Origin of the sequence: Pseudoalteromonas sp. SG45-2 (assembly GCF_014164115.1) — a bacterium.
GTDB classification, from domain to species: Bacteria; Pseudomonadota; Gammaproteobacteria; order Enterobacterales; family Alteromonadaceae; genus Pseudoalteromonas; species Pseudoalteromonas distincta.
This window is the reverse complement of sequence record NZ_JACJEO010000016.1, coordinates 16,124-40,597: the sequence shown is the minus strand read 5'-3', so window position 1 is coordinate 40,597 and position 24,474 is coordinate 16,124. Positions and strand designations below refer to the sequence as shown.

The 24,474-nt window shown below is 36.9% G+C and carries 21 protein-coding genes; 11 read left to right on the top strand and 10 right to left on the bottom strand.

Annotated elements, in window-relative coordinates; translation table 11 throughout:
* Positions 1–60 precede the first annotated feature (60 nt).
* From H5116_RS12770 to bfr (H5116_RS12760), 3 genes are all read left to right on the top strand, one after another.
* Positions 61–2,196 carry a TonB-dependent receptor gene (locus H5116_RS12770; RefSeq protein WP_182716307.1) on the top strand — a complete coding sequence of 712 codons (2,136 nt, stop codon included), beginning with the start codon at positions 61–63 and terminating at the stop codon, positions 2,194–2,196.
* A gap of 272 nt (positions 2,197–2,468) precedes the next feature.
* Positions 2,469–2,939, top strand: coding sequence for a bacterioferritin (bfr, locus tag H5116_RS12765; protein WP_002958985.1), 471 nt, complete (start codon positions 2,469–2,471; stop codon positions 2,937–2,939).
* Positions 2,940–2,951: 12 nt separating this feature from the next.
* Positions 2,952–3,416, top strand: coding sequence for a bacterioferritin (gene bfr, locus H5116_RS12760; RefSeq protein ID WP_002958984.1), 465 nt, complete (start codon positions 2,952–2,954; stop codon positions 3,414–3,416).
* A 65-nt stretch (positions 3,417–3,481) separates the two neighbouring features.
* On the opposite strand, the gene H5116_RS12755 is transcribed toward bfr (H5116_RS12760), so the two are convergent.
* On the bottom strand, positions 3,482–3,676 hold the full coding sequence (locus H5116_RS12755; RefSeq protein ID WP_002960627.1) for a (2Fe-2S)-binding protein: 195 nt from the start codon (positions 3,674–3,676) through the stop codon (positions 3,482–3,484).
* A 342-nt stretch (positions 3,677–4,018) separates the two neighbouring features.
* Between H5116_RS12755 and H5116_RS12750 the strand changes: the two genes are divergently transcribed.
* A complete protein-coding gene (locus H5116_RS12750; protein WP_182716306.1) occupies positions 4,019–4,576 on the top strand; it encodes a TMEM165/GDT1 family protein in 558 nt (185 codons plus the stop codon).
* Positions 4,577–4,637: 61 nt separating this feature from the next.
* Here the strand turns inward: H5116_RS12750 and H5116_RS12745 are convergent, their stop codons facing one another.
* The 3 genes from H5116_RS12745 to H5116_RS12735 form a co-directional block, all read right to left on the bottom strand.
* Entirely contained in the window at positions 4,638–5,162 is a 525-nt protein-coding gene (locus tag H5116_RS12745; RefSeq protein ID WP_182716305.1) for a DUF6436 domain-containing protein, read from the bottom strand.
* On the bottom strand, positions 5,146–6,612 hold the full coding sequence (locus H5116_RS12740; protein WP_182716304.1) for a methyl-accepting chemotaxis protein: 1,467 nt from the start codon (positions 6,610–6,612) through the stop codon (positions 5,146–5,148). Before H5116_RS12740 ends, H5116_RS12745 begins: the two co-directional genes overlap by 17 nt.
* A 148-nt stretch (positions 6,613–6,760) precedes the next feature.
* Positions 6,761–7,312 carry an isochorismatase family protein gene (locus tag H5116_RS12735; RefSeq protein WP_182695210.1) on the bottom strand — a complete coding sequence of 184 codons (552 nt, stop codon included), beginning with the start codon at positions 7,310–7,312 and terminating at the stop codon, positions 6,761–6,763.
* 166 nt (positions 7,313–7,478) lie between these two features.
* Between H5116_RS12735 and H5116_RS12730 the strand changes: the two genes are divergently transcribed.
* On the top strand, positions 7,479–11,984 hold the full coding sequence (locus H5116_RS12730; RefSeq protein ID WP_182716303.1) for an EAL domain-containing protein: 4,506 nt from the start codon (positions 7,479–7,481) through the stop codon (positions 11,982–11,984).
* Between the two features lie 54 nt (positions 11,985–12,038).
* Here H5116_RS12730 and H5116_RS12725 read toward each other — a convergent pair whose 3' ends face one another.
* Positions 12,039–12,932: a cation diffusion facilitator family transporter gene (locus H5116_RS12725; RefSeq protein ID WP_002960617.1), complete on the bottom strand. Its 894-nt coding sequence runs from the start codon at positions 12,930–12,932 to the stop codon at positions 12,039–12,041.
* Positions 12,933–13,129: 197 nt separating this feature from the next.
* Here H5116_RS12725 and H5116_RS12720 point away from each other — a divergent pair, with 197 nt between their 5' ends.
* Entirely contained in the window at positions 13,130–14,569 is a 1,440-nt protein-coding gene (locus H5116_RS12720) for a diguanylate cyclase domain-containing protein (protein WP_182716302.1), read from the top strand.
* 235 nt (positions 14,570–14,804) lie between these two features.
* Here H5116_RS12720 and H5116_RS12715 read toward each other — a convergent pair whose 3' ends face one another.
* Complete coding sequence (locus H5116_RS12715; RefSeq protein ID WP_182716301.1) at positions 14,805–15,677, bottom strand: SMP-30/gluconolactonase/LRE family protein; 873 nt, start codon at positions 15,675–15,677, stop codon at positions 14,805–14,807.
* A gap of 167 nt (positions 15,678–15,844) precedes the next feature.
* Between H5116_RS12715 and H5116_RS12710 the strand changes: the two genes are divergently transcribed.
* Positions 15,845–16,681, top strand: coding sequence for a patatin family protein (locus H5116_RS12710; RefSeq protein ID WP_182716300.1), 837 nt, complete (start codon positions 15,845–15,847; stop codon positions 16,679–16,681).
* Positions 16,682–16,690: 9 nt separating this feature from the next.
* Here the strand turns inward: H5116_RS12710 and H5116_RS12705 are convergent, their stop codons facing one another.
* Genes H5116_RS12705 through H5116_RS12695 form a run of 3 tightly spaced genes read right to left on the bottom strand, consistent with a single transcriptional unit; the run spans position 16,691 to position 18,812 of the window.
* Positions 16,691–16,936, bottom strand: a complete 246-nt coding sequence (locus H5116_RS12705) for a hypothetical protein (RefSeq protein WP_165723373.1) — start codon at positions 16,934–16,936, stop codon at positions 16,691–16,693.
* On the bottom strand, positions 16,933–18,528 hold the full coding sequence (locus H5116_RS12700) for a PepSY domain-containing protein (protein ID WP_182716299.1): 1,596 nt from the start codon (positions 18,526–18,528) through the stop codon (positions 16,933–16,935). The genes H5116_RS12705 and H5116_RS12700 overlap by 4 nt, the downstream gene beginning before the upstream one ends.
* Complete coding sequence (locus H5116_RS12695) at positions 18,525–18,812, bottom strand: hypothetical protein (RefSeq protein WP_024600574.1); 288 nt, start codon at positions 18,810–18,812, stop codon at positions 18,525–18,527. Before H5116_RS12695 ends, H5116_RS12700 begins: the two co-directional genes overlap by 4 nt.
* A 237-nt stretch (positions 18,813–19,049) precedes the next feature.
* On the opposite strand from H5116_RS12695, the gene H5116_RS12690 reads away from it, so the two are divergent.
* From H5116_RS12690 to H5116_RS12675, 4 genes are all read left to right on the top strand, one after another.
* Positions 19,050–19,823: an undecaprenyl-diphosphate phosphatase gene (locus H5116_RS12690; protein ID WP_182716298.1), complete on the top strand. Its 774-nt coding sequence runs from the start codon at positions 19,050–19,052 to the stop codon at positions 19,821–19,823.
* Between the two features lie 206 nt (positions 19,824–20,029).
* Positions 20,030–20,251, top strand: a complete 222-nt coding sequence (locus H5116_RS12685) for a penicillin-binding protein (protein WP_182716297.1) — start codon at positions 20,030–20,032, stop codon at positions 20,249–20,251.
* Positions 20,252–20,423: 172 nt separating this feature from the next.
* The gene (locus H5116_RS12680; protein ID WP_182716296.1) at positions 20,424–22,442 is read left to right on the top strand and encodes an ATP-binding protein; all 2,019 of its coding nucleotides are present in this window, start codon (positions 20,424–20,426) and stop codon (positions 22,440–22,442) included.
* Between the two features lie 58 nt (positions 22,443–22,500).
* Positions 22,501–22,758: a hypothetical protein gene (locus H5116_RS12675; RefSeq protein WP_182692531.1), complete on the top strand. Its 258-nt coding sequence runs from the start codon at positions 22,501–22,503 to the stop codon at positions 22,756–22,758.
* A 117-nt stretch (positions 22,759–22,875) separates the two neighbouring features.
* Here H5116_RS12675 and ahpF read toward each other — a convergent pair whose 3' ends face one another.
* A complete protein-coding gene (gene ahpF / locus H5116_RS12670) occupies positions 22,876–24,450 on the bottom strand; it encodes an alkyl hydroperoxide reductase subunit F (RefSeq protein WP_182692532.1) in 1,575 nt (524 codons plus the stop codon).
* Positions 24,451–24,474 lie beyond the last annotated feature (24 nt).

Here is a 24,474-nt window from a genome sequence, read left to right as displayed (position 1 = left end):
CTTGTGTCATTAGTTGATAATAATTACCATTACGTAAATTATTATCAACTAAGACACCCCATGTTAAAAACTTCGCTTTGCCTTATTGCTGTTGCAATAAGTACTAACACGTTAGCAAATGAAAATAATAAAAATGAATACAATTCTGATCAATTTGAGCATGTCATTGTTTCAGGCAGCCGTATATCAGAAAGCATTGACGAAGTACCAGCCTCGATCACCGTTATTAATCAGCAACAAATACAACAGCATTTAAAAGTAAGCTCAGAATTGGGAAGTTTACTCGCGCAAATGGTTCCTGGCCTTGCCCCAGATACAGGCAGTTCAAGTAATTCAGGACAAACACTACGCGGCCGTGCGCCTCTAATAATGATTGATGGTGTACCGCAATCAACACCTCTTCGTAATGGTTCTTTAGGCGTAAAAACACTTGATGCAAGTGCAATAGCGCGCATTGAAGTCATAAAAGGCGCAACGTCTATTTATGGTAATGGGGCCTCAGGTGGCATTATTAACTACATAACAAAACAAGCGCGTAGTGATGGTAAACCGGAAGGTGAAATAAGTATTTCAAGCCGCTTTAGCGCTGTTAAATTAGCAGAAAGTGGTGGCGGTAGAGTATCAACCGCAGTAAACGGTAAGCTCGACCAACTAAGCTACCTGTTAACGGCAAGCTATGAAGAAAACGGCGTGCAACGCGATGCACAGGGCGATATTTTAGGCTTACAATATGGTTTATCAGACTCTGAAACTCAAAACTATTTTACCAAACTAACTTATGATTTTGACGACGAAAAGCAACTGCAATTTAGCTATAACTTTTACAGCTCACAGCAAAAAACTGATTTAGGCGATGTTACCGGCGATGGCAATATAGGGGAAAAAACATACGCTATACACGTCCCATTAGCGCTTCAAAAACAAGGTAAACCGCAAGGCCCAGAAGGCAACGAAAATATAACCCTAAAATATGTTGATTACGCGTTGTTTGAAAACACACAAATGACCCTCGATCTGTATAAACAAAATATAGAAAACGTATTCTTTTTCTCAACCGCTTTAGCCAATCTTGATGAAGGTTATAGCGGTGGTCAATCGGTTATTAAATCAGACAAGCAAGGTGCAAGAGCTACATTTAATAGCCAGTTTGATTTTGAAAACCTAACAGCCACTCTAATCTACGGTATTGATGCCTTAAATGATAAAACATCGCAACCTTTAGTAGATAACCGTGTGTGGGTGCCAGAAATGGACATGAAAAGTGTGGCTGGCTTTTTACAAACCAAATGGGTAATAAACGACGATATTATTGTAAAAGCGGGTGTAAGAAACGAAAGCATTGATTTGAGTGTAAGTGACTACCAAACGCTAAAACTTTGCAAAACCGTATCTCAATGTTCAGTACCATTAAATGTGCGTGGTGATACCATAAACTATGACGCTACAACGTATAATGCAGGCATAAAATACAATTTAACAGATGCATTCAGCCCATTTTTTAGTTATTCACAGGGCTCTGATATTTCTGATATTGGTCGCCTACTTCGCGCTGCAACTGTTGACGATATTGCACTTGTTCAAACACAAGCCTCAATAATCGACAATTACGAAATTGGTTTTACCTCACAGTTTGAAAACGTACGTTTTGAATTTGCTCTTTACAGAAGTACTTCAGAGCTTGGTACAAGTAATGAGTATAATGAAGTAACAGGTGTTTACGAACCCGTACGTGCACCACAAGAAATATGGGGTTACGAAGGGTTAGTTAATTATACTATTAACCAAGACCTTAAATTAAGCGCCACATATAGTTACGTAGAAGGAAAAAACACCGAAGCTGATGACTATCTAGGCGCAAGCCAAATTAGCCCACCGAAAGCCACTGCTAATTTAACGTGGCAAACAAATGACGAGCTATCGCTTGCAATGAGCTTTTTATATGTAGGCGACAGAAAGCGCTTTGATAAAAATGCACAGGGCCAATACTCTGGCGATCAGGGCCCTGTTAGTAGCTACAACACATTCAACTTAAGTGGCCAATACAATGTTAACGCCAGGTGGAGTGGGTATTTTGGAATAGAAAACCTATTTAATAGCGATTACTACCCTGCCCGCGCACAGGCTTACACCTACGGTGGATATAATATTAAAGGATTAGGCACAACCGCAACGCTGGGTGCTAAATACCAGTTTTAATTAGTGATAGACTCAATAAATAGGCATCAGCATGCCTATTTATTTAAAAAGATAATATGAAAAGCAGTATCTCTACTTATTGTTTATAAATACCTCTAGTAATCATTCTCAGATACTAATACAAATAAAAAACTGTCCATAAACCAAGCAGTAACGCAAACTTAAATAAGAATCAAAACCAATAGTAACGCAATGATTTTTATAGAGAAAACTTGCAATATAGGCTATATGTACTACACTGCATACAATTGAAATAGTTGAGGCGATTTATCATGAAAGGTAATCAAAAAGTAATCGATGCGTTTAATACATTGTTAGCTAACGAATTAGCAGCAATCGATCAGTATTTTATACACTCGCGCATGTATGACGACTGGGGTTTAAACAAACTATACGAGCGCCTTAACCACGAAATGGAAGAAGAAAAAGATCACGCAGACTGGCTTATTAAGCGCATCTTGTTTTTAGAAGGTGTACCAAATATGACTAAGCGCCGTGATTTACTTATCGGTAACGATGTAAAAAGCATGATGCAAAACGATTTAACACTAGAGCTTGAAGTAGTTGCGTGTGTTAAAGACGTAATCGCAATATGTGAAGAACAACAAGATTATCAATCTCGTAGCATTTTAGAAAAGCTGTTATTTGATACCGAAGAAGATCATGTTTACTGGTTAGAGCAACAACTTGGTCTAATTGATAAAATTGGTTCTGAAAATTATCATCAAGCACAAATGGCTTAGTAGGAGCATATTATGAAAGGCGATAAAGACGTTATTGCAGCGCTTAATAAAGTACTCGCTAATGAGCTTGTTGGTATTAACCAATATTTTTTACATGCACGTATGTTTAAAGATTTTGGCTTTACACAGCTTGATAAAGCAGACTACAAAGTATCAATTCAAAAAATGAAAAACGCTGATCGTTTAATTGAACGTATTTTGTTTTTAGAAGGCTTACCAAATCTTCAAGACCTAGGCCGATTACGTATTGGTGAAAACAGCGAAGAAATGATTGCTGCTAACATGAGTTTTGAACTCGATACTATTGATGAGTTACGTAGCGCAGTTAAGCTGGCTGAAAGTAAAAAAGATTACATTACCCGTGAAGCCCTTGATCACATTTTAAATGAACAAGAAGAGCAAATTGATTGGTTAGAAACCCAACAATTACTTATTAAAAATACGGGTATCAAAAACTACTTACAGTCTCAACTTTAAATAGTAACAAGCATAAAAAAAGCAGCTAAAAAGCTGCTTTTTTTATATCTAAATTTTATATGTAACTAAGCAACTTGATCCGTTACATCCGCAATTTGAATAAGTCTGCGATTAAGGATCTTTTTAGTACAACCACAACACTTACCGCATTGGCTGCCTACTTTAAGCTCTTTGGTTAATTCACGCATGGTCGTTGCACCATCGTCAATTGTTTGCTCAATTTTTTTATCAGTCACACCGTGACAAAGACAAATATACATCAATACAAACCGTGTTAATTACATTCAATAAGTGCATACTAATCTAAACGACAATTGTTATCAATAGCTTCCTCACTAATAAATATAAATTATTTATTAGAATATGGTATTTGTTCTCTTAACTATATTTACCTAAAAATAAAGTTATGGAATAATGGCCGCCTCTTAGGGGAGTAGCCCGCTCAGTAATGAGTAAACTTATCAACATAATTGCACCTCATGTGCATGGTAAGTTTGTAATGTTGTAGCAAGCGTTATCGGCGAGACCTAGGTAGACACTATCCTCATGGCGGGAGATAGTTGTTTGCCTTGGTTTAGTATTCCCGCCTGTAAGAATCAATAATGGAAGTTTTTTTAACCTCAACCGTCACCGTCACACTTGCCGAAATTGGCGATAAAACGCAGCTTTTATCGCTCCTGTTAGCTGCCCGTTTTCGTAATAAAAGCGCACTTATTCTTGGTATTTTAGCCGCAACTTTACTCAATCATGGCCTATCAGCGTGGTTTGGGCAGTGGTTAAGTAATAGTTTTTCTTCTGAATATTTACCTTGGCTTGTAAACATCAGCTTTATTATTGTTGGCCTTTGGCTATTAGTTCCAGATAAAGACGAAGATGTAAGTAATAAATACGATAGCTACGGGGCTTTTTTAGTCGCTTTTGTATTATTTTTTATTGCAGAAATTGGTGATAAAACACAAATAGCGACAGTGTTGCTAGGCGCACAATATCAGTCTGTGTTTTGGGTAACGGTAGGAACCACGTTAGGTATGCTAATTGCTAACGTGCCTGTTATATATGCAGGTAATGCATTACTAAAAAGAATATCTCTAAATACCGTACGCGCGATTGCTGCTTGTGTGTTTGTGTTATTAGGTATTTATGGGTTAGTGACAATTTAGTCAATATTAAAGCTCGTAACTGTTGATTTAAGTGCGAGCTTTAGTTTTTTCTGCACATTATTTACGCATTATTTACACAATAACACCCCTTGGTTTGCGTAATTAAAAGGTTTGAGTTAAAGCCTGCAGCTAAATTAGTGACCGCAGTTTCAACAAAGCCACTTCCCTGGGCACACGCTAACCCTTCAGAGAGAGGACCGGCATAAACAAACTCACCGTTTTTATTAATAATAACGGCGGCAGGCGTTGCCGGAATAACGTGTTTAAGCTTTGGTGTTAATTCAACTTGTACAACCTTCATAGCTTTATTGGCAGCAAAAGAGCTTAACGATGAAATATGCGACTTAGCTTGTATGGTGCACCCGCAATTTTTTTCAGTTATAAGCACTAACGACGCTTCATTAGTGTCAACCCAGTCCAATTGCTTTTTAAAGTTATTAAACCAGTGCTTTTGCAATAAAACTTTTGAGCTATCAAACGGCTTAAGTTGCTCTAACTGAAAATAAACTAACCCTGCAACAACACAAACAAGCCATATAGCTATAAGCGAAAATACAAAAGAGTTAGATTTATTTAAACTTGGCAATGCTTTGCTCTAATACATCAATACTTACATCGATTAACTGCACCTTAGCGGTTAACTGCTGCACTATTTGCGTATCTTGGTACTGATTTTGGCGCATAGTATCTGTACTGCTTGCTATTAACTCGGTATTACCTGCCTGCTCCGCTACCACTTGTGCAACTGAGTCAGAGCTTGAAGATACTGCGGCTATTTGCTCGCTCATTGCTGAAATATTTTCTTTCATTGCAGCACTAATACTTGTTAAATCAACTACAAAACTCACACACTGACTCATTGATTGCGTTGACGTTTTACTATTATTAACAAGATCTTTTAATGTAAGACTAATTTTATCTGTTGTTGCTTTACTGTGGTTGGCCAAAGATCTTACCTCATCAGCAACAACAGCAAAACCTCGACCGTGTTCGCCTGCGCGGGCAGCTTCAATAGCGGCATTTAAAGCAAGTAGGTTTGTTTGCTCAGCAATGCCTGATATTTCATTAAGAAGCCCTGAAATAACATCGCCCGCTGCCACTAAGTGGTTTATTTTTTCTTCGGTATGGTTAAGCAGTGTTAACAACTCTCTACTTTTAGCGTCTGTTTGAAGCACTTCTTTTAATGCATCACCTGCAGATTGTGTAATATGGTCAACTTGGCGTTTAAGCACCTCACTTTCTTCTTCTACAAGTTTAAAGCCATTGGCAACTTGAGCGCCAGAATTAGCAATATCATCGGTTTGTTGTGTGCGTTGAACCGCACCACTCGCTAACTGATCGTGTACATCAATAAGCTCTTGTGAGTTTTTTTGCAATGATTCTGATTGTGTTTGTACCTGTTTAATAACATCAGATAAGTAATCTAGTAATGTGTTAAATCCTGCTACAGCTTCGCTTTTAGTGTCATCCGCGCGAAGAGAGAGTTTAATGTTTTCAGGATCTTTCATTATTTGTTCTGTCGCATAACTTAAAGATAAGCCCGCACGACGTTCCCGTTGCAGCGTTTTTGCAATATAGCCTGCAACTAATACTTCAACTATTGCGTATCCAGCATGAATTAGCACCGTAGTAAAAGCGAGTCTATCAGGGTCAAATACGTAAAAACCCGTATTTTGAGTTTGTAAATAATAAAAAGATAAATGATGTACCGCTACAAAAATAATAGCGGTAATAAACACTCGCCACTGTACAAAAACAATTAACATGGGCATTAAAATAAATATTTCAAAATGGACTTCAATCAGCCCAAAAGTTTGTTGTATGTGCAAAAAAGAAAACATCATTATGGCGGCAGCTACCACATGGGGGATAATAGGGCTATCACCTTGTGTTTTTAAAAGCCATATAGGTAATAAACACAATGGCAAACCTATCGTAAAAGCCTGCGCTAATGTGTCGAAATACAAGCCTATAGCAATAGACTCGACAAACAAAAGACTGAAAATAATTGTAAATAACCGGCCAATACTAGACATAAAAACCTTAAAATTGTTGTTTGCATTGTTGTTCTATAAAGCAGTCTGCAATATACGTGTAAAAACGAGTTTCAGTTCACTGAACACAATAATAAACTACCGACACATCAAAAAGTAATACATTTGATTTATATTATATACATGTGGTCTACTTAATTATAGGCAGTATTTTCTTAAACGTAGGCGTTGCAGCTTTTTTTGTCCATTGAAAAATAACTATTTCAGCGCATGAAATTACAGCTCCAGCTTGACGTAGCTGCTCAATCGCCAAATTTTTATGTTGTGGGTTTCTCGAACCAACTCCGTCGTAAACAATAATAACTTCAAAGTCATTTTCTATTAAATCTAAGCATGTTTGTAAAACACACACATGTGCTTCAGTGCCCACAACAACAACTTGCTTTTTACCATGGCTTTTTAACGTATCAACAAAACCAGGCTCTGCACACGCACTAAAGTACGTTTTATGAAAATACGTGGCATTAGGTAACGTATTTTTAATTTGCTGATTAGTCTCGCCCAAACCTTTCACATATTGCTCCGTTACTAAACATGGAACGCCATGAATAATACCCGCTTGAGCTAACTGCAATGTGCTTTTTAAAATATTCGGAAAATCTTTAATTGCAGGAGCAAGCAACTCTTGTAAGTCTATAACTAATAACACGCTGTTTTTTGCATCAATATTAGAGAAAAGCACTATACTCTCCTTATAAGCATTTACTATTATCTGTATAGAGTAGCTCACTATTTAAAAATAGAACTTTTAGCGTTATGTATATTATTTGTAATTAAAAAATAAAAACTTATGCTATATTTACTATCTAGCTAAGCATCATCCTATCTTCCACTGAGAGTGTTTATAAGTGCGTTTGAGCAAATTTTTTTTTCATATCACCATTACTTTTTTACTATGCATCCAAAGCACTTTTGCATCACAAAACTATGCTCAGCAATTACAACGAATTTCTACTGACGAAGGCCTATCACAAAGTTACGTTTTGCAGACTCAAGAGGATGATATTGGTTATATTTGGATAGCAACCCAACAGGGTTTAAACCGTTTTGATGGATATAATGTAAAAACTTTTAGTGGCGGCTTTGGCCTGGATAAACACTATATTTATGCATTATTTAAAGCCGAAGACGGAAAAATCATTGTCTCAACAGATCTTTCTGGTGCCTATATAATAGATCCCCTCACTTTAAAAACCGAAAAAATCTATTCTGGTCAAATAGATAAAGAACAAAAAATGTTCTCTCCGATCTCTGCAATGACTCAGCAACAAGGTACTTTTTACTTCGCCATAGATGCCCAAATATATACATTTGATGAGACGAGTAAACGCTTCACATTTAAGCTAATCCTGCCAAATAAAGGTGACTACATTCGGTCATTAACAATATATAAAAACACTTTATATATTGGTACAAATGATGGTTTATACACTGCAAATATAGATAATTCAGAACTGGTAAAAATACCTCTTCATCCCCCTGAAAAAAATACGATAGATAATGTAAACGTCAAATTCTTAAGTGTTGATAATGAATTAGGATTACTTGTTGGTACTGTTGAAGGCATGTATCAATTAGCATTCGATAATACCAAAAATATATCTGCAGCAAATATTACAACTTTAATCCCTGATTATAATATATGGGATTATGCCAATACTGTTTACGGGGAGTTTGTAGCAACCGAAAGTGGATTGTTCAGTTATCACCGCGAAACCAAAGAACTAGAATTCGTATTAAATTATGAAAAAAGTAAGTTTAATATTAATGAAAACTCAATAAACGATTTAATGGTTGATAAGTCCGGCGTACTTTGGCTCGCATCTAGGACCCAGGGCGTGTTTACATGGCCAATTAAAACCCGACGGTTTAAACACATTACTTTACCCGGTAACAATACTGTTCATGCCACCTACCAAGACAAAAATAATATTATTTGGTTAGGAACAGAAGATGGAATTGCACGGTACGACAAAGCAACAAATAAAAGTGATGTATATCTAAGCTCAACCGACTCAAAAGCAATATACGGGGCATCTGCCGTTTATGATATTTTTGCGTCTTCAATTGGTGATAATCAATTCCTTTGGCTTGTTACTTTCGATGGTTTTAAACTGTTTGATAAACAAACGGGTAAAATTATTGAAAATAAAGACACAGAAAAAGATGTAATTAACCAATCCAACTTATTTGGCTTTGCCCAGTTATCTGCAGACACATATGCATTTATGTCTGATGATAATTTTTATGTTTTTAATGAAACAACAGGAAAAACAAGAATTATTAAGGGGCTCAAAGAGCAAGTCGATCCTTTATTTTCTTACGCTTTTTATAAACAACTCGACACACATCCTGAAGAGTTTGTACTTGGCACATCAAAAAGCTTCCTTAGGTACAACGAAAAAACGAAAACTTTAACGACTATATTTCAGTCTTTTAATCCTAAAGAAGATATTTTTTACACTGTAGAAAACTTTTACTTAGACTCAAAACGAAACATTTTATGGTTAGCAACCACTCACGAAGGTTTGCTCGGCGTTGACCCCTTTACTTACGAAAGAAAGCACTATATAGGATTAAAAAATTCGTTTAATACTGATTCTATCTATTCACTACTTCCTGATGAAAACGGCTTTTTATGGGCAAGTACCGACAATGGTCTTTATCAAATAGACCTAGATACACTCAATGTAGTGAGTTTTTCAGTAAAAGACGGTTTGAATATAAACCAATTTACACCAATAGCGGCAGCAACACTAAGCGATGGTAGGCTTATATTCGGTAGCAATGCTGGAGCCTTACTTTTTAATCCCTTAGACTTTAATGAAGATGAAGAAGAACAACTACAAAAAAGTAATCTAGCCATTACTGATATTAGCCTCCTTACTAGGGAACTCAATTACAACCCTCATAAATACCTTAGCAAACCACTTGAATTAAATTATGAAGACATGGGATTGACGGTTAGCTTTTCTAACTTCTCTTACCCTAATATTGATAAAGCATATTATAAAGTAATCCTTTCAGGGCCTACGTCTCTTACATATGAAGATTTACAATCTAATCAAGTGTTTTTCACAAAGCTTCAACCTGGTAATTACTCACTAAAAATATCAGCACATAATCGTGATGGTATTATTACAAGCGAGCCTACAACACTTAATATCAACGTGGCGTATGCTCCTTGGAGATCGCCCATTGCTATAGCCGCCTACATTATTTTAATACTTGGGGTGTTATTTTTTATTTTTTGGCAGTATCGCAGCCGCCGAGTAGCAATTGAACAAGCCCATAGAGCGACTATTCATTCGCAAAAGCAAACAGAACTCGCGCTTAAAAATAATAAAAGCGGCGTATGGGATTATAACTTTAAAGACGCTTCCGTAAATACGCTCAGAGGAAGTGAATTGGGCTATACAGACTTACCAGAACGCGTGCATATAGATCAATTTTTAGCGTTGATACACCCTGACGATCGACGTCGTTTTGAAAACCAATGGGAAAACTACTTCAAGTACAAAAAACAACAAAACTGGCAAGCAACTTACCGTTTACAGCATAAAAATGGCCATTGGCTCTGGTATCAAGATACAGGGCAAGTTATATACGATCCTCAAACAAATGAGCCTCTATATGTTTCTGGCATATATACCAATATCACCGAGCAACGAGCTAATGAGCAACAAGCAAAAATTTTAGGTGAAGCGTTTAGCCAAATAAACGATTGGTTACTTATACTCGATAAGCGTTTAATGCCATTTTCTGCGAACAATAGTTTTATTGAAACATTTTCAAACGAGCAAACGGCCACCAAAATTAGCCCTAAATTGTTTATTAAAGCAATTGGTAAAGATAAGTGCAGAGAGTTTGCTAGTATTTTAAAAAAATTAAAACCAACTGAAAACTGGCAAAGTGATGTTTATATAAAAACAGCAAGAAATAATGAACACCCAATACATATAAGTGCCACAGCTGTAACAAAAGACACTGCAAGTTACTATGTGATTGTTATTACAGATTTAACTGAACAAAAACGTTCTGAAAACGAACTGCGCTATTTGGCTAATTTTGACCCTCTAACGCACCTACCTAATCGTAGTTTAATGTATCAAAACATTGAAAAGGCGATTAAATATGCCGATAAAAACAATACCCAATGCGCATTATTATTTATTGATTTAGATAAGTTCAAACCTGTTAATGACTCTTTTGGCCATGCAGTGGGTGACAAGTTGTTATGTAATATTACCCAAAGAGTAAGCGGTATGCTTAGCGAAAACGCTATACTTGGCCGCCAAAGTGGTGATGAATTTTTAGTGCTGATTCAAAATATAAAATCACTCCAATCTCTTCGCGATAACGTAAGAAAAATTAGTAATGAATTAGCTAATAAAGTAATTATTGAAGACTTCTCTATTAATATCTCAGCAAGTATTGGCGTAGCTCTATACCCATTCGATGCTATAACCACAGATATACTCATCCGTAATGCCGATGTTGCAATGATGCACGCTAAGCAAGGCGGGAGAAACGACTTTAAGTTTTTTAGCGATGAAATGAATGAGCTAATAAAACAAAAGTTACTGCTTGAAAATGATTTAAAAGATGCAGTAAAAGACAACCGATTTTTTAATCACTACCAGCCTATTATCGACATAGAAGAAAAAACAATAAATGGCGTGGAGTTACTCATGCGCTGGAAAAATGAAGGCCAGTTAATATCTCCAGCTCTTTTTATTCCTGTAGCTGAGGAAACCGGTTTAATAGAACTTCTTACTGAGCAAGCCTTGCACCGTTCACTAATTGAACTTGCGCCTATACTCAGCGAAAACCCGTTGTTTTATATATCTTTAAACTTATCGCCTAAACACATTTTAAAAACAAACATAACACAGCGGTTAATGGCTATATTAGCGGACTCTCAAGTTCATCCAAGACAATTAAGGCTCGAAATAACAGAGAGTATTTTATTAGAAGATAAGCTTAAAGCAGCCAAACAGCTGCAAAACCTAAAAGCTGCTGGGTTTAAATTACTGCTTGACGATTTTGGTACAGGATACTCATCACTCACCTACTTAAGCCAATTCCCTATTAATGTTATTAAGATAGATCAAAGCTTTGTAAATAGTATTGGTATAGATAAGGGAGATGAATCAATTATTAAAACTATTTTTTCATTGGCAGAAAACTTAGATCTATACTGCATTGCAGAAGGAGTAGAAACGCGCGAACAGATGCTCTTTTTAGCCGAGGTTGGCTGCCATGTATTACAGGGTTATTACTTTGCAAAACCAATGAATGCTAAAGACTTACGTAAAAGCGATTGTTTTAGCAATATCATTGATTTGATTTGAAACATTAAAAGCGTGCTAATCATTATTACACGCTTTTATATTAATTAGATGCTATTAATGGATATGATGGCATTCATGGCTTTCGATTTGTAATACACTATTACGTACATTAAATTTTTCGGCTAATAATTGCTCTACTTTCATACGACACGCTTCATCATGTTTTTCAATAGTACAATGTTGTTTAAGGACAACGTGTGCGCCTACTACAATACCATTATATTTGCGCGTTACAGTGACATTATGGACATTATGAACATGTTCCATATCTGTAATTTTACTTTCAATATCAGTAACTTTAGGAAGTTTCGCTTTATTTAGGCGTAAACCTTTTATACAACTAATTATGACCTTAATACCGGTGAATAATACGAAAGAAGCAATTAACATACTCGATAAAATATCGATTACAACCCAGCCTGTAAAATATATAAGAATACCGGCAACAAATGTCGATACGGTAGAAATCAGATCAAAGAATGAATGTAAAAATACCGCGTACACATTAATACTCGCTTTGCGGCCTTTATATAAAACCCATGCAGCAGCCCCATGAAATAAAAAACCAATAGCAGCAATAACCGACATTAAATAACTATTGATAGCCAGCTCATTTCCTTCATGTTGGTGTATATAGCGCTCACCACCTTCGTACAAAATAATTAAACTGATTGCTAGGTATAAAAACCCGTTCACTAGGCCACCAAAAAGCTCTGCTCGTTGATGGCCATCGTTATAGGTTTTGGCAAAATGAATAGCGAGACTTGATGCTATCAGTGCGATGAATAACGAGCTATTGTGAACAAACAAATGCCCCGCATCAGCAAGAACAGCAAGCGAATTAGAATAATAAGCACCTATAACCTGAATTACCATGAACGAACACGTAATTGCTAGCGCAATGAGTAACCGACGACGAGAAGCTTGGTGTGTAGTGATTTCTGTCATGAAATGCTTGAATAACCTATACTTAAAGTGCAAATAAGCCAAAGATGGCTTAGAGTAGAAATGGGTAATGATATACAGTATCAATTATAATACGTACTGCCCGCAAACGCACTAAAAACTTAGTAAATCAAAAAAAATGTGCTAATAGTTAGTAAAGAAAAAGAATTTAATTATGGCTTGGACACATGGAGAGTTGAGTGAGTAATAACCTATCAGAAGAAGCATGGCAAAACTTGGAGTTATTGCCGTTTTGTGTATTACTTTATGATGCCAATGAAGATATATTTAAAGTTAACAGCCAGGCACAGGACTTGTTTGACTTAAAAGACCAATCACATTTTTATAAAACTGATTTTTCACACATCACTTTAACCAATCATCACAGTAAAAAAAATCTGTTGATCGAGGAGCTATTCTTTGATTATTTTACGGCAAATAACCAATGCCAGTTTATTTTATCGAAACAATCATCCAAATTGCTACTCAACGTAAAATTTGCAAATTTACCTAATTCAAACTCCATTATTATTATCGATATATTAAATAACAACGTGGATGAACAATATGATTTTGATAATATTATATCGAACATCTCAACTGACTTAATTGATATTCAAAATGACGATGTTGATAAGCATATTAACTATGCATTAAAAGCAGTCGGTACGGTTTGCAATGCCGATAGGAGTTATCTTTTTAAGTTTGCCGAAGATGGTAAAACTATTAATAACACTCACGAATGGGTCAATGATGGTATCAAAGCTTTTAAAGACGACTTACAAAACCTTTTAAAAAGCGACCTCCCTTATTTTTTTAGTTCGATGGCCCGTACCCATTTATTCAGAGTGAATGATGTATCTTTGCTCCCCATTCAAGCAATGAGCGAAAAAACGATTTTCCAGCGACAAGAAATAAAATCGGTACTTTGCATTGGTTTACGCTATGACAAAGAACTGGTTGGCTTTATTGGCTGTGATTGTGTAATTCAAAAGCAAGACTGGACAGATTTAGACCTTATTCGCCTAAGGTTAGTAGGTGAAATGCTTGCTAATGCTTTCAAAAATTTAAATTATAAGCAAGAGCTTCAACAAACTCAGCAGCAACTCATTAACGCCAACCAAAAACTCAATAAACAAGTCAATACGGATGGCCTTACAAACATTGCTAATAGACGTTGTTTTGATCAGACTTTAAAATGCGAAATTAAGCGTTGTGCACGTAATAAGGAACCCATTAGTTTAATTATGTGTGATATTGATTTTTTTAAGCGTTATAACGATAACTATGGGCATCAGCTTGGCGATGAAGTGCTAAAGCGAGTGGCCAAAGCGCTACACAATATTTGTAAACGCGAAGGTGATCTAGCAGCTCGTTTCGGGGGTGAAGAATTTGCGATAGTTTTACCTGCAGTCGACACAGAACACTGTCAAAGGTTTGCTGTTCTTATTCAGGAAAAAATCGCAGAACTCGCAATTGAACATAACTTTTCAACTGTCAGTAAATACCTCACTTTAAGCATTGGGTTTTATAGTTTCATACCCAATCACAAAACAAAACCCAAAGAGGTTATAACTAACGCCGACATACCCCTTTATAACGCAAAAGAAACGGGTAGAAATAAAATAGCTAGTTTTTAAAAACCGACTAAGGTGGCTCACTGCAGTGAGTTTTAGTGGTTTAAAGTTTGCTGTAGTGATAATCCATACACCTGAAATTATAAACAATACTACTCAGTGATTTACGCGTAGTAAGCTAAGTAAGGCGTTGAAAGTGAGCAACCAATTATCGCCAGTACTGAGGTTTTAGTAACTAAAAAAGAAGTGGTATTATGTGGGTTACGCCTAAAAGCTAATCATCACTGAAAATTACAAGTTACAGTAAAACGGGCGGCTCAAACTGCCCTTTTTTTATACCGGAGATCTGAAATACAGCGCCTTGTTCACCAACAGTATTATTAATCGCTTCATCAAATGCCGATGTTACAAGTAGCAACTCAGCATTTTCACCACCGAAGGCGGTGCACGTCGGTTTTAATGCACAAAGCTCTATTGTTTTAATTAGCTCACCGCTTGGGGATAAACACATAACACATCCCATTCCCCAAACAGCTAGCCACAAATTGCCTAATTTATCGGTTACGCAGCCATCGGGGTCAACATCAGTATTATTAAATTGATAAAAAACACGTGGCTCAGCGCAAGGCTCACCAGTTTTCTCATCCAAATCTAATACATAAATGCAACTAGTTAAAGAGTCGCAGTAATAACCGCGTAAACGGGACTTATCAAAACACAATCCATTTGGGATACTCAAACCACTTACAACGGCTTTAAGCTGGTTTTTATAATAACGGTATATTATACCATCCCCTTTTTTAGCATTTACATCCATTGTACTTAACCAAAAGCCACCCCATGGATCAGCACGGCCGTCGTTTGAACGTCGATTTAGCTGTGTATTTTCAATACTAAGGATAAGATGGCGAGTGCTTGAATTAATATGGTATTTGTATATACCAGTACTTGTACCTAGCAATAAGTGCTGCTCATCAATCCACGCTATTGCACTGAGCGTATCGGGCATATTCACGGTTTTTAGTTGGCTTTTGCTGTGTATATTTTTGCTTAAAAGTAATTTTTTATTTATATCGACCCAAAAAAAAGTGTTCAGCATAGGATGCCAAAGAGGACTTTCTGCAAGCTGACTCTGTGTGCTTTCAAAAATGGTTACGCTAGGATCAAACATAAGTAATTATTCTTTATTATTAACAAAGCCTTGTAATACTAAACCTTACCAGAAAACAGTGAATTTCGCGATGTGTACCCGGCTTTAATTTATCAACACATTTAGTAATCTCTATCGCATTTTTTAGACTGAGTTGATAACATCAAATTTCATAAAAAGGATTGGCCATGAACAACAATAATAAAAACACACTCGTCGTTGAAGGCGGTGCAATGCGCGGTATATTTGCCGCAGGTGTGCTTGATGAGTTTTTAAAACAGCAATACCAACCATTTGAACGCTATTTTGGTGTTTCAGCTGGAGCAACTAATATAGCCGCATTTTTATGCAAACAACCAATGCGAAATTATAAAGTAATTACCGACTATTCATGTCGTCCTGAATTCATTAATTTAGCGCGCTTTATTAAAGGTGGTCATTTATTTGATTTAGATTGGTTATGGCAAGAAACAATTCGCGAAATACGCCTTCATACAGAGGTATTCGAACAAACTCCACAAGAGTTTTATATTGTATCTACGGCAATCGAATCAGGCAAAGCACACTATTTAAAAGCCACCAGCGCCGATATGGTGCATCAATTAAAAGCATCATGCGCTATACCCATTGCATATCGTGACTACCCTATTATTAATGACATAGCGATGACCGATGGCGGTGTTGCTGATTCAATTCCGGTTATAAAAGCTTACGAAATGGGTGCACGCGAAATTACCGTTATTTTGTCTCAATGTTTAGGCTATCGTAAAAAACCAAGTAAGGCACCTTGGTTTACTAAAAAAATGTATAAAAACTATCCAGCATTAATTCAAACGACCTTAAACAGGGCTAATTTTTATAATAAGTCTATCGATTTTATTATGAATCCACCTAGTGACTGCAAAATCAATATTATTGCTCCACCGACTAATTTTAAAGTTGGCCGAACCACTAAAAAGTTTGAAGTACTTAATAGCGGTTACAATATGGGAGTTGATACTGCTAAGGCTTTTTTGGCTAAATAAATGCATTATTTACCCTAATAATTGCGGCGCTTTACCCGCAATAACTGCAGTTAGTAACCCTGCTAACATAGCTCCTACAACGGTGCATATTGCACCGCCTAAAATACCATAAACACTCATAAAGCATATCAGCGCTAAACTAAATAGCAGTGTACATAAAAAAGCTTTAGTGGGTATTGTGAGTGTGTTTTTGCGTATATTGAGCATCATTAATAATAGACTTACCATGGCAATTATAATTAGTAGTTCGTTCATGCGGGTTGTACCTCTGCTTGTAATTTTTGTGTGTTTTTTATTTTTAAGGCACCAAAAATACACGCGATACCCACCACCATAAAACTTATATCTACTATCGCGACAAGCGAGCTATTAAGGTTAATAACATTGCTCACGCCAAATATAATATTGAGCGGCAGCACCAAAGCAAGCGAAGCGCCGCATAGCAAAAGAGTCAGCTTAAAATAGTTTTTATAACCTATAGGCAATACACTTAAGAGTAACCATGCCAACCACGTATAAAAAAACACGGGTCCAAAAAAGCTATTTTGCGCCACACCAATAACGGTATAATTAAGTACAACTTGCAAAGGAAATAACACAAAGCTTGCTAATACCAAGCCTCCACAACTACCAATAATAAAACGATTCCAGCGTGCATATGCCTGCACACTCAGCGACGGGCTACTGCCACGTGTACGCTTTGCTAGCCACATCATCATGCCCGAAATAGGTAAAAGCGCAGTACTTAAGCCAAGCAATACCCAAAGTAATTTTACAAACACCCCTGCAAAGTTCCCAAAGTGCAGCGGAAACATCAACTCAATTACTTTTATCGAAACACCTGAAATATCACCAAAACTACTCATCGACTGCACAAACTCACCATTGCCTTTATAATGCAGTAATTGAGAAGCAACAGCCTCGCCACCTAACAAACGCAAATATACCTGCGCATTCGCATCGTTATGCGCCATTATTGTGACGTCTCTAATTATTGCTTCAGGGTAACGACTATGAGCATGCTCTAAAATAGTGTCTATTTTTGTAGGTTGCTTAATATGGCTAACTACAGGCTCAGGAATGGCGGTAAACGTTTCTATTAACTTATCTTGATCGCCACCAAAGCTCACAAACGCAGCTGCTGGTAGTAAAATAATGGTCGCGAGCCCTAAAAATGATCCTGTAAAACCAATTACAATATTAAATACGCTACCCCAAATACCTATAACCTTATGAGCATCGCTTATTGCAATATCTAACCCTTTATCTCGCCTAAACGTAAAGAGCTCTTTTATCAATTTGCGATGAATAAACAAGCCTGTCACTGCACTTACTAAAAGCGTTAAACCTAAAAACCCAGTGAGTATTAACCCAATTGGTCGCCCTAAATGCAAATCTGCATGAAACTCACCTATATAAGTTGGCGCATCGGTTTTTTTATTGGCGTAAAACTCTTTACTAGGCCCATAGTAAGTATTTTCCAGCACCAGTGTATTGGGATGAAATTGAAATACCCTAGCCACCTCTTGGTCGTAATTTTCATCGCCATGGTGAGATTCAAATACCAACGTTAATAAATGAAAGTTATGCCCACTTGGTAAAAACACATGAATGTTTTCACCAAATTCACTAGGCACCTGTTTATGATATTCGTTTACTAGTCGGTTAATTTGCGCGCTGGCAACGTGTTGGCTAGATTGTAGTTCTGGATTAGCCCATATTTTTAACTCAGGTCGCGACAGAACTGCTAATGCGCCGCTAAATGCAACAATAAATAGCAGTACCGCAGTAATAATTCCTACCCAGCTATGTAATAAAAATAGCTTTTTTAAAGTAATCGACTTCATCCCTGCCCCTGCGTTAACGCCCAAAAACTCAATAAACCATGTAATACACACAATGCAATCATGACTACAAAAGGTTGCCATACTTTTTGCGCCAAATACGCATAAATAAACAACGCAGTCCAAATAACAGGAAAGAGTAAAATAGGTAGTAATATTTGTTCATTCATTTGAAACGGTAAATAGGTTGTCATACCCGGAATCATTATTACCGCAGTAACTAGCGCTAATACACACGCAATTAAGTGCCTTCTCCGTGTAGCTGTAAACGTTTTTTTATTATTCATTATTCGCTCAATAAATTTGCCCAAACATATACAAAACCAGCATATGCAAATGATAACTATTGCCATTATATTGCGCATTTATCACTTAATGCAATTTATTAAACAAATTAAGTCCAATAACACTGTTGGTTTGCCTTAAGAGCTTTTATGCTACGCCTCGCAATTTAGGTACGCAGTAATGCGTCATTTCAGTTAAGCCGAGTTCGGGGTTTTTAATTTTTCAGGAAGCAGTAAACCGTGGATATAATTAACGCGATTATTTTAGGTATTATTGAAGGTATAACAGAATTTTTACCCATATCATCAACTGGGCACTTAATTGTAGCGTCAAAGTGGTTAGGCATTGAATCAACAGACGCTAACCTCGCCTTCGAAGTCATTATCCAACTTGCCGCCATTTTAGCGGTACTAGCCAACTATAAAGATAAGTTTAGCCCTAAACATTTCAATTTATGGGTGAAAGTTGCCATTGCATTTATTCCTTTGGGTATTATTGGTTTTATATTTAGTGATGTAATAAAAACACTGTTTAGCGTACCAGTAGTAGGTGTTATGTTTATTGTAGGCGGTGTGATTTTTTTACTATTAGAGCGCAATTATAAAGAGGCTCAATGCACAACTACCGATGTAACCCAAGTTACTTATAAACAAGCTCTTTGGATTGGCGTAGCACAAGTATTTGCGTTAATTCCAGGGACTAGTCGTGCTGGAAGTTCTATTGTTGGTGCCATGCTGTGTGGTTTAAACCGAAAAGCCAGCGCTGAATTTTCATTTTTACTTGGTTTACCTGTACTTTCAGCAGCCTCAGGATATGACTTACTTAAACATTACCAACTGTTTAGCTTAGATGACCTAACTGCCCTTGCTGTGGGTTTTTTAACGTCTTTTATAGTCGCTTATTTTACTATTAAACTATTCATACGCTTTCTAGAAAATTTCACTTTTGTTAGTTTTGGTCTTTACCGAATCGTATTTGGTGTTATTTTACTAACTAACCTGAATTCTGGTTAAGAGATTTAAAAACACTATAAATAATAACGATATTTAAGTCTGTTTCTCTCTAGCTAGAAATTTTTGGTGAAAACAAGGCGAATTTACGCGTCAATAGCTGGTCTATTGCAAGGAAATTCAACGCAGTTAGCGCTAAAAATAGCTGCTTGAGATAGATTTATTATCCAGAACTCAGGTTAGCTATAGCCTACACATAAGAGAACATTATGACCGAAAAAATAAACGAAGAAGCACTCCACGCCCTAAAAATAGCTTTTACTTACATGCCTAAAGCGATTGAAGTGACAAAGTATGAATATGGCGAGCGCTACCAAAGCGTACTTGATCACATTGAAGCTGTACGTGAAACACTGCTTATTAACGATGTTGACCCAGAGGAAGTAGACGGCGATATCAACCCTGAGTACACACCAAACTCAACCTACTAATATACACAATAAGCTGCGAGCAACTTACTCGCAGTTTGTGTTTAAATCAGTTGTGCTTAATTAGAGAAAGTTTATATAAAGTAATAATTAACTAAATATATTTAATTTTTTTGTTAAACTAGTGCTTTATCAAGCTATAGACTCAGTTCTAAAACCAACAGGATATTTACTATTGAATTTTCTTAGGCAATTTCACGACATAGTATCTAACCAAAGCTTAGACTTTGATGAAAAAACCCATCAGCTACTAGCATTTGGACTTAAAGTGTTTAACCTTGATTTAGCTATTATTAGTAAGGTCGAGAAAAACTGCTATACCGTGCTACATGCCATTACGCCAGATAATGCATTAGAAATAGGTACTCAATTTGATTTAGATGGCACCTATTGTGTACACACTCTTAGTGCGGGTTCTGCACTTGCATTTCATAACGTCTCACAAAGCGCAATTGCTGACCATCCTTGCTATGCAAACTTTAAACTTGAGTCATATATTGGGGCACCTATTAAAATAGGTACCGATATATTTGGAACTGTAAATTTTTCTTCTGCCAATCAATCTCCAGTATTTACAGATGCCGCCTACGACTATATTGAGCTATTTGCGCAGTGGTTAGGGGCAGAACTAGCTCGCAGCATCACTAAAGAAAAATTAATAAAAAACAGCAATAGCTTATTAAAACTAGAAAGCATAGCAAATATAGGCACGTGGGAAGTTGACCTTGCTAATAATAAAATTTATTGGAGTCAGCAAACTAAACAAATCCATCAAGTTGATGAAAACTATCAGCCTGAAATTGAATCTGCAGTTAACTTTTATAAAGAAGGTACAAGCAGAGACGAAATAAGTAAAGCAGTTGAGCTTGCTATACAACACGGCGAAAAGTGGCATCTAGAGCTTGAAATTATTACAGCCAAAAATCAGACCATTTGGGTATCTACATTTGGTGAAGCCGAATTTGACGGTGATACCTGTGTACGTTTGTTTGGTACCTTTCAAAATATTACCGAAGCAGTGGCTTTAAGAGAAGAGCTTAAAAATAAACAAGAACAAGCCGAGCGATTACTCGAAGATAGAAGCATGCTTTTTGCAAAAATAAGCCACGAACTTAGAACACCGCTAAATGGCATTACGGGCATGCTTACTACGTTAATAGATGAACATAACGAACAAAAGAGAACCGAAAAAATAAAAGTCGCGCTGCGTAGCGCAGATATACTCTTGAGCATAATAAACGAAGTACTCGATTTTTCTAAAATTAACCACGGTGAGTTAAAACTAGAACCCACGGATGTTTTATTAAATACAACATTTACTGATCTCATTTCTTTGTACACCCCGTTATTTAAAAACAGCAATGTAGAACTAGAAGTAAAAAATGAAATTTCTGATAGCTGCTGGGCATATTGCGATAACACACGCCTAAGTCAAATTACCTCCAACTTATTAAGTAATGCGTTAAAGTTTACTGAGCGTGGTTGTGTAAAACTGCACACGTCTGTGATTAATAACAATAATAAATTAACGCTAAACATTAAAGTCGCCGATACGGGAAGAGGCATGACTAGCCAATTTCTTGAATCTTTATTCTCCCCTTTTACTCAAGAAGTAGATGCTAAAAACAGTAAAGGAGGCACAGGACTTGGCCTCGCAATAGTTAAAGAACTTGTTGAGTACATGGGCGGAACAATCAAGGTAAGTAGTAAAGTAAATCAAGGAACTACTTTTTCGCTAAGTATCCCTATAGAGCTAGGTAAAGAGCAAAAAGTAGAGCTAAATCCACTATCAAAAATAAACATTAACGCTTCTAAGCTTTCTGTTTTAGTGGTGGATGACAACGACATAAACAGACTCGTTCTTGATGCGTCGCTTAATAAACTCAATATAAAGCCAGACTTTGCAGTAGATGGGCAAGATGCCATATTTAAATGCGAGCAAAAGCATTACGACCTTATTTTTATGGATTGTATTATGCCTATACTCGATGGTTTTGAGGCTACAAAACAACTGCGTTCAAAAAGTATCTGTCCGCACGATTCAACCTATATTGTTGCCCTTACAGCCAATACTTCATCGCAAGATAAATTAGCGTGCAAACAAGCTGGTATGGATATGTTTATTTCAAAACCGTTTAAAATGCATTCTTTAGAAGTCGCTATTGCGTCAGCGGCGCAATTACTAAAGCTTTAAAAATATTAGCTTTGCACACTTAACCGCGTGCTAAATATAGTTAGATAAGGCATTAACAATGAAAAACATAATTAGAACTATATTACTAACTGTCCTTATTGTTGCAGTATTTAAAGGCGTTTCCACTGGGCAATGGAGCTCATCAATAACAATAGTTATCGTATCAGGCGTATTGCTGTTAGTTACATTTATCAGTGCTAAGTCATCACGTGGATCATCTGCTTATACTGGCAGTGACTCAACAGCTTCCTCTAGCAGTAACTCATCACATTCTTATACAAATTGCGGCGGCGATTCTGGTGGTGGGTGCGATTAAATCGTGTGCTAATTCTTAAGCATTAAAAAAGCCGCCTTTGGAGAAGGGCGGCTTGGGTTAACAAACAGCTATGGGTGTAGCCTTGCTGTTATATCAAGAGAGTTTTTACTAATTACATTAAGCAGCGCTTTGATCAGCTTCTTCAGAGTGACGAATTAAATAATCAAATGCGCCTAAGCTTGCTGTTGCACCGCTGCCCATTGCAATAATAATTTGTTTAAACGGAGTATTGGTTGCATCCCCCGCGCCATAAATGCCTGGTAATGAAGTTGCGCCTTTAGCATCAATTAGTATTTCACCAAATTTGCTTAATTCAAGGTCGCTGTCTTTTAACCACTCGGTATTTGGTATTAAGCCTATTTGTACAAATATACCGGCAAGTTCAAGCTCTTTGCTCTCCCCCGACACTCTATCTGTGTACATTAAGCCAGTTACTTTTTTACCATCACCAAGTACTTCGGTTGTTTGTGCACTTTTTATAATAGTAATATTAGCCATGCTTTTAGCTTTACGAATAAGCACTTCATCGGCTCGTAGTGTGTCTGCAAATTCAAGTACCGTAACGCTTTGCACAATATTAGCTAAATCGATTGCCGCTTCTATACCTGAATTACCACCACCAATTACAGCAACAGGTTTGCCTTTAAATAAAGGGCCGTCGCAATGTGGGCAATATGCCACACCGTGGCCACGATACTCTTGCTCACCTGGTACGTTCATTTCGCGCCAGCGTGCACCAGTTGCAAGTACGAGCGACTTAGCTTTAAGTACTGCGCCATTTTCTAGTGTAATTTCGTAACCATTGTTATAACCAAGTGCCGCTGCACGCTGATTATGCATTACATCTACATCGTATTCTTTAACGTGCTCTTCAAGCTGGGCAACCAATTTAGGCCCTTCAGTCGCTTTAATCGAAATAAAGTTCTCTATTGCTAGTGTATCGGCAACTTGTCCACCAAATCTATCAGCAACAATGCCTGTATTTAACCCTTTTCGTGCTGAGTAAATTGCAGCCGACGCGCCCGCTGGGCCGCCACCAACTACCAGTACATCAAACTCGTCTTTTTCGCTTAGCGCTGCTGCTTGTTTAGCAGCCCCTTTGCTATCTACTTTATTAAGTATGTCAGTAAGGCTTAGTGCACCTTGGCTAAATGGTTCGCCATTTAAATATACAGCCGGAACAGCTAAAATATTTCGTTCTTCTACTTCATCTTGAAATAATGCACCGTCAATCATGGTGGCTTTAATATTACTGTTTGTCGCTGCCATAGTGTTAAGTGCTTGCACTACTTGCGGGCACGTTTGGCAACTTAAACTTATGTATACTTCAAAGTTCAGCTCTTGAGTAAGCGATTGTATTTGCTCAATGTCTTCGCTTTTAGCTTTACTTGCGTGTCCGCCAGTATGCAAAAGTGCTAACACTAAACTTGTGAATTCATGACCCATAGGTACGCCTGCAAACGTAACATGAGTTTTTTTAATAGGCGAATGTACAACCATTGACGGGCGACGTGCGCTTGTATCAGGATTGCTTATTACAGTAAATTTATCGCTTAGTGAGGCTAAATCGTTTGCTAAGCTTTCTACTTCTGCTGATTTTTTGCTGTCATCCAAGGCAATAAGCAGCTCAACAGGTTGAGTAAGCGATTCGAAATGGCTTTTTAATTGATTTTTTATGTTGTTATCTAACATGGCTTAACCCTTTTAGGAAAATTT